13 protein-coding genes are annotated in these 13,278 nt (G+C 58.4%); 5 read left to right on the plus strand and 8 right to left on the minus strand.

Annotation, left to right across the window (positions count from 1 at the left end; all coding sequences use genetic code 11):
• Positions 1-2: 2 nt before the first annotated feature.
• The 6 genes from A3L02_RS08450 to eif1A are packed head-to-tail and all read right to left on the minus strand — an operon-like array spanning position 3 to position 5,965.
• Positions 3-1,250: a DUF530 family protein gene (locus tag A3L02_RS08450; protein WP_088863492.1), complete on the minus strand. Its 1,248-nt coding sequence runs from the start codon at positions 1,248-1,250 to the stop codon at positions 3-5.
• Positions 1,247-2,407 (minus strand): DNA topoisomerase IV subunit A, encoded by a 1,161-nt coding sequence (locus A3L02_RS08455; RefSeq protein WP_088863493.1) that lies wholly within the window; start codon positions 2,405-2,407, stop codon positions 1,247-1,249. The genes A3L02_RS08450 and A3L02_RS08455 overlap by 4 nt, the downstream gene beginning before the upstream one ends.
• Positions 2,400-4,091: a DNA topoisomerase VI subunit B gene (gene top6B / locus A3L02_RS08460; RefSeq protein ID WP_088863494.1), complete on the minus strand. Its 1,692-nt coding sequence runs from the start codon at positions 4,089-4,091 to the stop codon at positions 2,400-2,402. The genes A3L02_RS08455 and top6B overlap by 8 nt, the downstream gene beginning before the upstream one ends.
• A gap of 2 nt (positions 4,092-4,093) precedes the next feature.
• Positions 4,094-4,792: a KH domain-containing protein gene (locus A3L02_RS08465; RefSeq protein WP_088863495.1), complete on the minus strand. Its 699-nt coding sequence runs from the start codon at positions 4,790-4,792 to the stop codon at positions 4,094-4,096.
• Between the two features lie 10 nt (positions 4,793-4,802).
• Complete coding sequence (locus A3L02_RS08470) at positions 4,803-5,576, minus strand: serine protein kinase RIO (protein ID WP_088863496.1); 774 nt, start codon at positions 5,574-5,576, stop codon at positions 4,803-4,805.
• A gap of 17 nt (positions 5,577-5,593) precedes the next feature.
• Complete coding sequence (gene eif1A / locus A3L02_RS08475; RefSeq protein ID WP_088863497.1) at positions 5,594-5,965, minus strand: translation initiation factor eIF-1A; 372 nt, start codon at positions 5,963-5,965, stop codon at positions 5,594-5,596.
• 219 nt (positions 5,966-6,184) lie between these two features.
• Between eif1A and A3L02_RS08480 the strand changes: the two genes are divergently transcribed.
• The 3 genes from A3L02_RS08480 to rnhB are packed head-to-tail and all read left to right on the plus strand — an operon-like array spanning position 6,185 to position 8,503.
• Positions 6,185-6,979: a metal ABC transporter ATP-binding protein gene (locus A3L02_RS08480; protein ID WP_088863498.1), complete on the plus strand. Its 795-nt coding sequence runs from the start codon at positions 6,185-6,187 to the stop codon at positions 6,977-6,979.
• Positions 6,976-7,797 carry a metal ABC transporter permease gene (locus A3L02_RS08485; protein WP_088863499.1) on the plus strand — a complete coding sequence of 274 codons (822 nt, stop codon included), beginning with the start codon at positions 6,976-6,978 and terminating at the stop codon, positions 7,795-7,797. The genes A3L02_RS08480 and A3L02_RS08485 overlap by 4 nt, the downstream gene beginning before the upstream one ends.
• A gap of 4 nt (positions 7,798-7,801) precedes the next feature.
• On the plus strand, positions 7,802-8,503 hold the full coding sequence (rnhB, locus tag A3L02_RS08490; protein ID WP_088863500.1) for a ribonuclease HII: 702 nt from the start codon (positions 7,802-7,804) through the stop codon (positions 8,501-8,503).
• Between the two features lie 18 nt (positions 8,504-8,521).
• Here rnhB and A3L02_RS08495 read toward each other — a convergent pair whose 3' ends face one another.
• Positions 8,522-9,913, minus strand: coding sequence for a dolichyl-phosphate-mannose--protein mannosyltransferase (locus A3L02_RS08495; RefSeq protein WP_088863501.1), 1,392 nt, complete (start codon positions 9,911-9,913; stop codon positions 8,522-8,524).
• 59 nt (positions 9,914-9,972) lie between these two features.
• Between A3L02_RS08495 and A3L02_RS08500 the strand changes: the two genes are divergently transcribed.
• Positions 9,973-11,124 carry a class I SAM-dependent methyltransferase gene (locus A3L02_RS08500; RefSeq protein ID WP_088863502.1) on the plus strand — a complete coding sequence of 384 codons (1,152 nt, stop codon included), beginning with the start codon at positions 9,973-9,975 and terminating at the stop codon, positions 11,122-11,124.
• On the opposite strand, the gene A3L02_RS08505 is transcribed toward A3L02_RS08500, so the two are convergent.
• Positions 11,119-11,316, minus strand: a complete 198-nt coding sequence (locus A3L02_RS08505; protein ID WP_088863503.1) for a PCNA-inhibitor — start codon at positions 11,314-11,316, stop codon at positions 11,119-11,121. The genes A3L02_RS08500 and A3L02_RS08505 overlap by 6 nt on opposite strands.
• 150 nt (positions 11,317-11,466) lie before the next feature.
• Here A3L02_RS08505 and glmS point away from each other — a divergent pair, with 150 nt between their 5' ends.
• Entirely contained in the window at positions 11,467-13,275 is a 1,809-nt protein-coding gene (glmS, locus tag A3L02_RS08510; RefSeq protein WP_088863504.1) for a glutamine--fructose-6-phosphate transaminase (isomerizing), read from the plus strand.
• The last annotated feature ends 3 nt before the right edge of the window (positions 13,276-13,278 follow it).

A 13,278-nucleotide genomic window follows, 5' to 3' on the forward strand; every position in this document is an offset into this window, starting at 1 on the left:
CCTCACCCCTGAAGGAGGGCCAGGAATTGCTTCGCCCTGTCGCTCTTCGGCATGAACTTCTCGAACTTCTTCGTATCCGCGAAGAGGGTTTTGTGCAGGCCGGAGATCACGAACTTCCGTATGGCCTCCTCGAGCTCGTCCTCGGGAACGCCGAGTAGCCGGGCCACCTTCTCCTCGCTGTACTCGCTCATTCCGTAGAGGAGAACTGCACCCAGGAGGTAATTGGGGACGTTGGTTATGTCCTTCCTCCTGCCAATAAGGGCGTTCTCCATCTCGCACTTCCTTATGATGAGCATGCTCCCGTGGCCCGTCCTGAAGTTGGGCTCATCCCTGAAGGGCAGGTCAAATATCGAGTAGTGGCAGTCTATGCAGAGCCTTATGTTGGGGTAGAGGCCGAGGCTTTCCCTCTCGCTCTCCGAGGTCAGGAAGTAGTAGCGGAAGAGGTCGAGGGCGAGCTTCTCCACACCGTTTTTGGGGTCGAGAACGGAATAAGCCAGGGCAAGGTTGTTAACGGTGTAGTGGTTGTTTATGAGAACGCCACGCGTCTTGACGAAGCTGAGGACGCGCCAGCGGAGTCTCCTGCCGTAGCGTTTCCTCAGCTCGACCTCTATGTCCGCGTCCGCCGGAAGATCGATGCGAGCCTTCTTCAGCCTGTTGTTCTCCCAGTATTCAACCTCGATGCGCAGACCCCGTGTCCTAACCGTCCCCTTCTCGCGGAGCTTGCCCTTTATGAACTTGAACGACTCCCTGACGTCCACGCTCTCCCTGGCCAGGAGCCTCAGGACATCGCCCGAGTAGGCCAGATGAGGCAGAATCTCCACCCTGCCCAGCCGGACGTTCCTCGGAACCGCTTCAACATCCCCCACGTTCTCCCTCGTGAGTTCCTTGGGACTTATCGGCCTCCTCCCGATGAAAAAGGTGTAGTTGGCCTCTATCAAAGCGAGGGCCATCTTGTGGGCAGTGATGGCCGCGCGGAGCCTCTCAAGGGCCAGAACCCTGTTGCGTTTCTTCTTGTAGATCCACTGGAGGTGGGGGTCGCGATCGCGCTTGCCCATACCACCTGTGGAAGGTGTGACCTCCCCGACCCGCCTTGAAAGTTCCTCCTCAAGCCCTTGAAGGAGGGATAGGTTTTCTCCAAGGCGATAAGAAATGGAGGAAACGTCGAAGGTCTCAAATAACCCGTCCATGTCTATCCCAATGTCGTCCAGTACCTTGTTGACCTGCGCGACGAGTTCCTCCGTCGTCGTCATGGCAGGAGATCACCGTTGTTTATCTTTTCGGGCAGGTACTCCTTCGCCACGAACTCGAGGCTCTTGTTGGCAAGGGCCTGCTGCTCTATCCTGACCCCCATCTTGAGGGCCATCTTGAACTGTCTCTGCCACTCCTTGTTCTGGAACCACGGGTACTCCATCTCCTCAAGGATGCGCTTGTAGTCGCCGGTCGGTCCACCCTTCTTGTTCGGTGGGATTCCCTTGAGCTTTTCGGTGACGTTCTCGAGGCCGTAGTGTTTTATGTCGTCCATCGTCATCCCCACGAACTTCGACTCCGGAGTCGCCAGCTTGTCGCTGAGGTAGGCGAGGTTTATGGAGCCCTGCTTTATGGTGGAGTAGATGTACCAACCGTACGGATCCCCATCGGTGAAGACGATTATTGGCAACCCTTCCTCGTAGCGGAGCCTGTGTATGAGCCTCCTGACGCCGCGCGATGCCTGTCCCTGGGTGGCTATGATGAGGGCGTTCTCCTTCTTCGGGAACTTCTCCTCTATCAGCCTGTCGGCCATGGCGGCGGTCTCGACGACCAGCGCGTAGTCAACGTTGACCTCAACGAACTGGAGGTGCTCGACCGTTCCCGGAACCGCCCAGCCACCCATACCGAGCCTGCTGGTGTTGAACTCGTCCTCGCCGTCCCGGATCACTATATCCCCGTAGATGTAGCCGCGCCTGTCCGCGGTGAGGTGCATCTCCTCTCGCAGAACCCCGAGCATCCTCTCGAGGTCCTCTATTATCGGATCGCTCTCCCTCTGGTCCTCGAAGGTGTTCTCCTTCGTTCCGGGGATGGTGTGCTTGTTGGCGTAGTAGGCTTCACGGAGGCTCGCGTGCTTGTTCTCGCTCACCAGCCTCTTAACGTAGGCCATCAGAAGGAGGGTCTGCATGAACTTCCTCGTGTGGGCCACGTTGAGGAAGTAGCGCCTCGAGAGCTTGTCGCCCATCCTGATGACGCGATTACGCTCATCGAAGTAGACGTTGTTGAGCCCTCGCATTGGGATGTCAAAGTAGGGGTTCTTGCCGCTCTTTATATCCTCGAGGATCCTCCTCCCGTGTTCCTCGAGTTTGGTGAGTACCCTGGTTGGATCGTACGAGAACTTCTCCCTCGGCTTTTCCCGCTTTACTGCCCTGGATTTAGGCATTCTCGCTCACCCCCACCATCTTAGCTTCCCTCGCCTTGAAATGGCCCTCTATGTATCTCAAGAAGTAACCTTTAACGGTTTCCTCATCCTCGCCGGTTAGGATGCTCAAAGCCTTGGCTATCTCCGGGACGTACTTCTCGAAGGTCTTCCTCCTCTTGGCCTGGTGGAGCTTTCTGTGCTTGCCGCTGAGGTAGCTCTGCAGCCTCCTCGCCGCGTCCATTATGGCCAGCCTTATCTCGTTCTGGATCTCCTCGACGCTGGCTATGCTCTGTTTTCCGGTGCCGGTGTAGGGCACGTGAACGCTGATGACGTTTATCATGAGCACCAGCGGTGCACGGTCGAGGTCGTCCACCTTGTAGCGCTTCCAGTCTATCGACCTCGCGGCCAGCGTGGTCACACAGGAACCCGCATCGAAGAGGAGCGGAACGCGGTTCGCGTACCTCAGGAGCTCGAAACCGCCCGGAATATCGCCGCCGTAGGCGAGGCCGACCTCGACCTGGAAGGGTATCCCGCCCGAGTAGACCTTCGGCGGTCTTGTCACTGCCGTCACGAACTCCGGCTTGAGGATTCCACTCAGGCCCTTCTCGATGTTCTCCTCGCCGATGGGCCTTAGACCGTGGGTTGGCGGGGCCAGGAACTTCATGTATTTAAAGGCCTCCACTATCTCCTCCGCCTCGTGCCAGGTGAGTTTCTCGGGCGGCTTCTCCATGAGTTTCGCAACGGCTTTGACGACCTTCGTGTAGCCCCTGAAGGAGCGGAGAACCTCCTTAACCTCCCCCTTCATGAGCCTCTCGTAGAGCTGCTCCTGGACGTTCTTGTCCTTCTCGGTCTTTATGAGTCTCAGCGCCGCCACGTACTCGATAAGCTCATCAACCTTCCTGTCGCTTATGCGCGAGAACTCGCCAACGAGGAAGCGCCTCACAGTGTTCCTCCGGGTCTTCCTGGCCATCCTGTAAACGTCGTCTGTGAGAACGCCGCGCGGATGCGGTTTCATCTCGACCGGTGGCTTCGGGACCTCCTCGCTCGACCTCGGAAAGACTATGAGCTTCCCGTCCGGCTCTATCAGCTCGATGTGGGCGTGGGGGTTGGCTATTGCCGTAAGCTTCAGGTACCAGTAAACGCCCTGCTTGGAGCGGATGTACCGGACGTTCTTCACCTCGAGCTCGATCCTCGTCCCGCGCCAGCCCCTCGGGTTGGGGTGCTTCTCCTTCCTGACGATTTTACCCTCGTTTTTGTCAACATCGATCTTGACCCAGGCCTCTATGATTTCATCCCCGGTCGAGGTTATGACGCGGGTCGCCTTTCCGCTCGTTATCTGGGCGAACATAACCGCGCCGCTTATACCTATACCCTGCTGACCGCGGCTCTGTATGTTCCTGTGGGCCTTCGTTCCGGCCAGCATCTTCCCGAAGACGTGGGTTATGTACTTCTCCGGGATGCCCGGCCCGTTGTCCTCGACTATAACGCGGTAGTGCTCCCTTCCAAGCCCCTCAAGCTCGACGCGGATGTAGGGCAGTATGCCGGCCTCTTCGCAGGCGTCGAGGGAATTGGTTACCGCCTCGTGGACAACAGTCGTTAGGGAGCGAACCTTGCCGGTGTAGCCGAGCATCGCGGCGTTTCGCCTGAAGAACTCGCTAACGCTCTGAATCTTGAACTCCTTAAACAGCTGACTTGCCTCGGCCATCTTCACTCCTCCCGGTCATTTTCTCCTTCACCGCCAAGGGCCCCGTAGTAGTTCATGCTCTCCAGCTCGAGGTCCTTCTTGCGCCTCTCGAGGTACTTGTAGACAACGCCGTGGGGGGAGCCCCTGGCGAGCTTCTCTATTGCCGTCTTGGCAACCTCGACCTGAATCGGGTTGCCGATTATCGCGACGGTCTTACCGTAAACGCTGACGTCCGCACCGCTCATCTCCTCGATTATCTCGCGCGTCCGTCCCTTCCTGCCTATTATCCTTCCCCTGACACGGGGGAGGGCGTTCTTGTCGTTTCCAACGATTATATCGGTGAGGTTGACCACCTCAAGGGTCTCGCCCTCGTTGAAGAGCCTGAAGGCCCTCTCCGGCGAGAAGCCCCTCCCTATGGCGGTGATGACGTCCCTCGCCTTCCAGACCGCGAGCGGGTCGTCGGTCTCCTCCGTGGCCGTTATGAAGACCTCCCCCGTCTCGCTGTCTATCTCCACCCGGGTCTTCGTTCTCTTCTCTATCTCCTTCTTGGTCTCTCCTTTCTTTCCTATAACAACGGCCACCCTCTCCTTCGGAATCCTCACGAACTCCTCCTGCTCGCCTATGGCCGCGTAATCTATCTCATCCCCGGGGGTTTTCCGGGTGGGTTCCCCGTCCTTATCAACGCGCTCGTACTTCTTGAGGAGTCTCTCAAACTCGTTCATGCTCTCACCCCTAACCAACGAGCTCACGGAACTTCTCATCTGGATTGTCAACACTGACGCCCTTTTTACCGAAGTACGCTATAACGTTCCTCAGGTCGCGCCTCAGGAGCTCCAGACTCATGCGGTTCCTCCTCACCGTTGCCTGAGACCAGTCTATGACCACGGGCCCGTCGTGGAGCAACAGGTTGTACTCGCTCAGGTCGCCGTGCACCATGTCCCCCCTCCGCCAGAGCCTCTCGATGACGCCCATCGTGAAGTCGTAGAGCTCCTCGAAGTCCCCGAGTTCGAGTTCCCTTTCAACATCCTTGAGCCTCGGGGCGGGCGTTTCGTCGCCTATGAACTCCATAACCAGGACGTTGTTGCGAAAGGCCATCGGTTCCGGAACCCTAACGGCGTACTTCATGGCCCGCTGGAGGTTCTTAAATTCGCGCCGCGTCCAGACGAAGACGAGCTTCCTCATGTCCTTCGGGAGGTAACCTATTCGGGGATCGGCGGCCAGGTACTCCCATATCCTGCGGAACTCGGTGGTGTAGGTCCTGTACACCTTCACCGCGATTCTCCTGCCCTCCCCATCGACCCCGGCGAAGACGTTGGCCTCCTTGCCCGTGCTGATTACGCCGCGGAGCTCGCCGATTTTACCTCGTTTGTGGAGGTGGGCGAGGCTCTCCTTCGTTGTCCTGTCGAAGACCTCGTTGGCTATCTTGTAGAGCTCGCTGTCCTTCTCGCGCCTCTCCCTGAGGCCGAGCACTTCCTCGATCTCCCGCTCGATGAGCTCCTCGCGCATCTCCATCACTCTTGTCGTCAGAAGAGGGTCTCGCCGCCGGTAAGGAAGTCGTGGCTTATCTTGCCCCTCCTTAGGAGCCAGTCCACCTGTGTTTTGGTGTAACGGTACACTATGTCGCCCCTCTCGTCGCTTTGAACCGGCCAGGGCTGGACTATGACGACGTCGCCAACGCGCATCCACATCCTCCTCTTGAGTTTGCCGGGGATCCTGCATCTTCTTACCTTTCCGTCCTCGCAGCGGACGTCCATCCACCCCGAACCGAGGGCCTGCTCTATCACCCCGAAGAGCTGTCCTTCCTTCGGCAGGCGAACGCGGATGACCTCGTCACCCTGAACCTGCCTGTTCTTTTTATTCCCGTTTCTCCCGTTTCCATGCCTGTGGTAAGCCATGAGCATCACCTCCCGTGGGTAGGATCGAGCCTTTATAAACCTGAGCCTTGCAAAAATTTTCTAATGGAAGTACAAAGTTGTGCTTTTAAAATTTTTGCACAGAACTCGAGGGAGAGGGTAATGTGGATCCTGATCCTGGAATGCTCGAGGCAACGGATCCCGGCACATAAACCTTTAAAAGTTCCTCATTTTAACCAGAAGCCCGGGGATGTTCACGTTATGCCCGCCGTAAAAGCCGAGAACCTCACGATAACCTACAACGGGAAGCCCGCGGTGGAGGGGGTCACCTTCGAACTCGAGGAAGGGGAAACGTTACTTCTCCTCGGGCCCAACGGGGCGGGGAAGACGACGCTCCTCAAAACGATAGCCTGCTTTCACAGGGAGTACTCCGGGGAGCTAAAGGTATTCGGCAGGCCGCCGTGCAACGCGAGGGAACTCATAGGCTACGTCCCCCAGAGCCACTCCCTCAACGATAGGGTCCCCCTGACGGCCCTGGAGGTGGTCGCGATGGGGGGCCTTTACAGGAGGGGTTTCGTGCACTTTAAAATTCCGCCCGAGCTCATCGAGAAGGCGGCTAAGGCCCTCGACTTCGTTGGTTTGCTGGATTTCGGAGACAGGCTCTTCCGCGAACTGTCGGGGGGACAGAGGCAGAGGGTTCTCCTGGCGAGGGCCCTGGTGAGCAACCCCCGGCTGCTCCTCCTCGATGAGCCCCTTTCGGCACTGGACCCGAGTGCAAGGGTGGAAGTGGCGGGCGTTCTGGAGAGGATAAAGCGGAGGAAGGGCATAACCATGGTGATAACCACCCACGACGTAAACCCCCTCCTCGAAATCGGGGACAGGGTTATGCTCCTCAGCAAGAGGCTCATAGCCTTCGGAAAACCCGAGGAAGTCCTGAAGGACTCGACGATAAAATCCATCTACGGCCCCCTCGCGAGGGTCGTTCCGGTTGAGAATAAACTGTTCTGCATAACCGGTGACGCCCACCTCCACAGGCACGGAGGCGGAGCCCCATGATCCCGGAGTACCTCATCCGGGCCGTGCTCGCGAGCGTTATGGTCAGCGTCCTCCTCGGGATGCTGAGCCCGCTTATAAACACGAAGGGACTGGCTTTCTTAACACACGCACTCTTCCACGCCCTCCTCTTCGGGGCGGTCCTCGGGATGATACTCGGACTCCTCCTCGAAAACTTCTCTCTTGTGATGCTCACCGCGCTCATCGTCACCGTGGCGGTGGTCCTCACCATAGCCCAGCTCGAGAGGATGGGGTTCTCCCCCGACTCGGCCGTGGGAATCGTCGCGAGCTTCGTGGCCGGGTTGACGGTTCTCGGTTTCGGCGTCCTGTACAGGGTCATGGCGGGGAGGCCGTACTTCCCCCTGAGCCAGAGCATCGTATCCTACCTGACCGGTGAGATATTCCTTATAACCCTCAACGACCTCATGGTGCTCGTTCTCGGCGGTGCGCTGCTCTTCTTCGTCATGCTCTCCCTTTACAGGGACTTCCTCTACCTGAGCTTCGACCCCGAGGGAGTTGAGAGCTACGGGGGTAACGCGAGGGCCTACCTGACGGTCCTCTACGTTCTCGTTGGCACTGCCGGCGCCCTGATAGTCCAGACCGTCGGGCTAATCACCCTTCAGGTGGTGGCGGTTCTCCCGGGCGCTATAGCCCTGATGGTAAGCTCGGACGTCAGGAAGGTCCTTGGGGTTAGCCTTCTGCTGACCCTCGCCGTGCAGCTCTCCTCGGTTGTCCTCGCCTACTTCACTGATATACCGCCGAGCGGCCTGGCGACGATAATTCTGGGAGTCATCTACGGCGCCCTCCTCTTCAGGGGGTGAGAGTTTGAAGCTCGCAGGAATAGACGAGGCTGGAAGGGGCCCCGTAATCGGCCCGATGGTCATCGCGGCCGTCGTCCTCGATGAGAAGAACGTTCCGAAGCTCAGAGATCTCGGCGTCAGGGACTCGAAAAAGCTGACCCCAAAGAGGAGGGAGAGATTATTTAACGACATAATTAAACTTTTGGATGATTATGTAATTCTTGAATTATGGCCGGAGGAGATAGACTCCCGCGGCGGGACGCTTAACGAGCTCGAGGTGGAGAGGTTCGTGGAGGCCCTCAACTCGCTTAAGGTGAAGCCCGACGTCGTTTACATAGACGCGGCGGACGTGAAGGAGGGCCGCTTTGGCGAGGAGATAAAGGAAAGGTTGAACTTCGAGGCGAAGATTGTCTCAGAGCACAGGGCGGACGATAAGTTTTTACCGGTGTCCTCTGCCTCGATACTGGCGAAGGTGACCCGTGACAGGGCGATAGAAAAGCTCAAGGAGAAGTACGGCGAGATCGGGAGCGGCTACCCGAGCGACCCAAGGACGAGGGAGTTCCTCGAGAACTACTACAGACAACACGGCGAGTTCCCGCCCGTAGTCCGGCGAAGCTGGAAGACGCTGAGAAAGATAGAGGAAAAGCTGAGGAAAGAGGCCGGGTCAAAAAACCCGGAGAATTCAAAGGAAAAGGGACAGACGAGCCTGGACGTATTTTTGAGGTAGTTCCCTACGCGGGTTCATTTACCTGCTTATCTTTAACCTCCGCAACAGCCAGTCTTTGGCTCCGAGTAAAAACTCCCAGTAGACCCACAGGGATTCTATGAAGGCCTCCCAGCGGAGGAGCTCCTTCAGCGCGACGCCCATGACGATGGCCGCCGGGGGAACGAGAACCGTCGCGTAGAAGCTGAACTGCGTCGTCCCGCCGAGGACGTACTGAAGTGTGAAGAACCCCACGATACTCCAGAAAACCCCGTAGGGAACCAGTAGCTTCCCCCTCCTGCGGTAGAGCCAGGGGAGGGCGAAGATGAAGATTACCATGCTCAGCAGGAGGAACGGGTCGGTCTGGGCGAAGACGTTGGGGTCGTAGTGGAAGGGGAAGGCCTTCCTGTTTATGAACCAGTCCCACACGGGGGAGGCCGCGGGATGTCCACCTTTGCTGGAGAGGTGCCAGCGGAAGCTCCCGAGTATCTCCCTCACCCACCCCTCGAAGCCTAGCACCTTTATTATGGTCAGGTTGGGGAGCAGAAAACCCAGCGCCGGGAGAACGGCTATCGTCATCAGAAAGTTCACGAGCTTTCTTTCCTCCCTGAAAGCTTTGACCAAGAGCACCGGATAGCCAAAAGCACCGCTCAGTTTGGCCGCGGCGGCGAGGCCGATGGCGAACGCCGAGGACCTTCTCCTTTCGTAGATTAGCAGGGCCGTGAAGAGGGCCACGAAGAGCGCCACGTGGATGTCGAGCATGGCCGCAACGGCGGTGGCCTGGAGGGTCGGGTCGGCGACGGTGAAGGCGAGCGCTATGAGGGAAGCGAGGTAACTACCGCTTATCTCGTACGTCGCGAGGACGACGAGGATGCCTATCAGGACGAAGGCGATTATTCCGGGCAGGCGCCAGTTTATAGGTTTGTCCTCGATGAGCATGCCGAGGGTTATGAGGTCCTTTCCGAGGAACGGATGCTCCGTGTTCAGGTAGTTCTGTATGTTCTCCTTGTCGGGATACCTGTAGCCCGGAACCGTGTAATACGCATCCGGGGGTATCTCGGAGGAGAGGGAATCCAGAAAACCCTCCACGTTCTTCAAGGGGATCTCGAAGTAGAGGCCCGGGAACTTGAGGTACTCGAACTCGTAGGTCGCGTTGTAACGCAGGGCTATCTTTTCCACCTCGTACCCGTACATTATCCTGAGGCTCGTATTTGAAAAGATGACGTTTATCCCCTCTGCGTTCGTCGTTTCGTTCACGTAGTGGAGGTTGACGCCGAGCCTGTGGAGGACGTTCCTGCTCGCCGGGACGTACCACACCTCGTCGCCTATGTAGTCCCTGAGGTCCGGGCGGGAGGCGAAGTCGTAGAGGTACCAGAAGGAGCCGATGAGCGTAACCGTTAGAACCGCGATGAAGAGGATCTTCCTCCAGTCCATTTTACCACCGGGAGAATATAGCCGGCAACGTTTTTAAGTCTCTTTCCCTACGCCGGAACATGCTCGAGGGAATCACCGGGGAGAAGGTCAGGGAAGCGGAGGAGATGATAAAGCGGGGCCTTGACGAGAAGAAACTCCGAGCCAGGCTCGGCGCCGACTGGAAACTCATAGCGGAGGTAGCGCGGGCGAGGATAAAGGCCAAGAACAAGTTCTCAAGGAACGATCTCTGGATGGACCTCGAGGGGCTCCGCTACGCCACCCACGAGATCGTCGCGAGGTATAGGGCCGAACGCATGAAGGAGTTTGGGGTTAAGAGCGTCGCCGACGTCTCCTGCGGTGTCGGGATCCAGCTTATATTCTACGCGATGAAGGTGGAGAGGGCCTACGGAATCGATATCGACCCGCTGAAGATAGAGTTCGCTCGGAGGAACGCAAACCTTTACGGCGTCCACAACATCGAGTTCATAAACGCCGATTCGCTCTCTCCGGAGACCGTGGGCAAAATCGACGCGGAGGTGATCTTCTCCGACCCGGCGAGACCACCGGAGATGCCCGAGAGGCGGCTTGAGGACCTGCTCCCGAGTCCCCTCGCCGTTTACAACGCCTACCGCCCCAAAACGGACGCCTTCATCTTCGACCTGCCGCCGCAGATGAGGCGCGAGCGGGTTCCGTGGAGGGGGGAGTTCGAGTACATCGACCTCTTCGGGGCCCTCAACAGGCTGACCTTCTACACAGAGCCCCTTGCCGAGGCCGAGAGGAGCGCCGTCATCCTTCCGGCGGAGGCGAGGCTTGAGAGCGACCCGGACCTTGAGAACGTCGTGGAGTGGACCGAAAAACCGGGCCAGTACCTCTACGAGATCCCCCAGAGCGTCGACTACGCAGACCTGATAAACGAGCTGTTCCACACCTTGAAAGCGGACGCAAAGATGCTCATCCGTCAGAAGAGGCGTGTTCTGGCGACGGGGGACGAAAAACTTCGGAGCCCATACCTCAAGAGGACCTACGCGGTCGTCGGCGTCGTTCCCTTCCACCCGGTCAGGATAAACGACTTCCTCAGGAGGGAGGGCTTCGGCAGGGCGACGCTCAGGATAAGCGTGCCCGATGGGGAGTACTGGAAGATCAGGAGAAGGATAGAGGTGAACCTTAGGGGAGACAGGCGGGCCTTCGTCTTCCAGATAGGGGAGACCGCGGTGATAGCAGAGGGGTTATAGCTCGTCTATCCTCGCGTGCCTTATCCTCTTCGACCCTATTCGTAGCTTTTTGAAGTAATCCACGTGCTCCTCGGGCAAAAACGACTCCAGGCTGGTTGATTTTAGGCGCTTCCTCTTTCTGCGGGGCGCATCGTCCCCGGGCTCTTCCCCCCTCGATGCCGCCGTGGTGAGAAAGTCGTCGAGCCTCTTCATCCGCACACCCTGACTGAGTAAGGGATTGGGTATAAAGGTTTTTCCACCCGCCTGGAGAGAACCGGGGGCAGACCACTCCAAGGCGCCCTTGAGAAACGCTTTTAACTTCCGAGGTTTATCCGGGAAAGAGTAAGAGAGGGGTGAAAGGTAATGTGCGGCATAATCGGTTACATAGGTGACAGGAAAGCCTGCGACGTCATCGTTAAGGGCCTCAAACGGCTCGAATACCGGGGCTACGACTCGGCCGGGATAGTCACCGAAGATAACGGGAAGCTCTACATAAGGAAGGGGGCCGGCAGGATAGACGAGCTGAAGGAGAAGCTGGGCTTCCTCGAGATGCCCGGGAAAAGGGGCATCGGCCACACCCGCTGGGCCACCCACGGCGTTCCCAACGACGTCAACGCCCACCCCCAGAGGGACTGCACGGGGAAGATAGCCCTCGTCCACAACGGCATAATCGAGAACTTCGCCGAACTGAGGGAGGAACTCCTCGAAAAGGGCCACCGCTTCGAGAGCGACACCGACACCGAGGTTATAGCCCACCTGATCGAGGACGAGCTCAAATCCACGGGGGATTTTGAGGGGGCCATGAGGAGGGCCCTTCTCAGGCTCAGGGGGTCCTTCGCCCTCGGGATAATCTACGCCGACGAGCCGGACAGGCTCTACTTCGTGAGAAACGAGAGCCCGCTGGTCCTCGGAATAGGGGACGGGGAGAACTTCGCGGCGAGCGACGTTCCTGCCTTCCTCGAGTACACCAACAGGGTTGTGTTCCTCGACGACAGGGAGTACGCCGTCGTAACGCGCGATTCCTGGGTCGTCAAGAACCTCGACACCGGCGAGGTCGTTGAAAAATCGGTCCACGAGGTGGAGTGGAGCCTCGAGATGGCCGAGAAGGCCGGCTATCCGCACTTCATGCTCAAGGAGATATACGAACAGCCCAAGGCCGTAAGGGACGCCATCCACGGGAACGCGGAGGTAATCCGCTCCGTTGCGGAGGAGATAGCGAAGTACGATAGGATATTCATCGTGGCTATGGGCACCTCCTACCACGCCGCCCTCGTCGCCAAGTACCTCTTCCAGCGCCTGGCGAAGAAGGTCCCGGTCGTTGAAGAGGCGAGCGAGTTCCGTTACGAGTTCGAGGAGCTCGTGGACGAGGAGACCCTCGTCATAGCGATAACCCAGAGCGGCGAGACCGCGGACACGCTGGCGGCAATGAAGCTGGCGAAGGGGAAGGGGGCGAAGGTCCTCGCGATAGTCAACGTCGTCGGGAGCATGGCGACGAGGATAGCCGACCTAACGCTCTACACCCACGCGGGGCCGGAGATAGGGGTGGCGGCCACGAAAACGTACACCACCCAGCTGACCGTCCTCACGATGCTGGCGGTCGAGCTCGCGAGGGTTCTCGGAACGGCTGACGGGGAAGAGCTCAGAAAACTGGAGGATGGACTTAAGGCCGTTCCCGAACTGGTGGAGAAAGTTCTCACCCACGACGAATCGCTCAGGGAGTTAGCGGAGGCCCTCAGGGAGAGGAGGGACTTCTTCTACATCGGTAGGGGCGTAAGCGTCCCCACGGCCCTCGAGGGGGCCCTCAAGCTCAAGGAAATAAGCTACATCCACGCGGAGGGCCTGAGCGCCGGCGAGCTCAAGCACGGGCCGCTCGCTCTGCTCGAGAACGGTGTCCCGGTCGTCGCGATAGCACCGGGCGGAAAGGTTTTTGACAAGATGGTGAGCAACATAGAGGAGTCCAAGGCCAGGGGGGCCTTCATAATAGGCCTCGGCGACAGGGGAGAGCTAAGGAAGGTCTCGGACGTTTTCATCGAGATGCCCGAAATGGACGAACTCCTCACGCCGATAGTTTACGTTGTCCCGTTACAGATCTTAGCCTATCATCTGGCCGTTCTGAGGGGCAACGACCCCGACAAACCGCGGAATTTAGCCAAATCCGTTACCGTTGAATGAGGT

The organism is Thermococcus celer Vu 13 = JCM 8558 (genome assembly GCF_002214365.1).
In the GTDB taxonomy this organism is placed as follows: domain Archaea; phylum Methanobacteriota_B; class Thermococci; order Thermococcales; family Thermococcaceae; genus Thermococcus; species Thermococcus celer.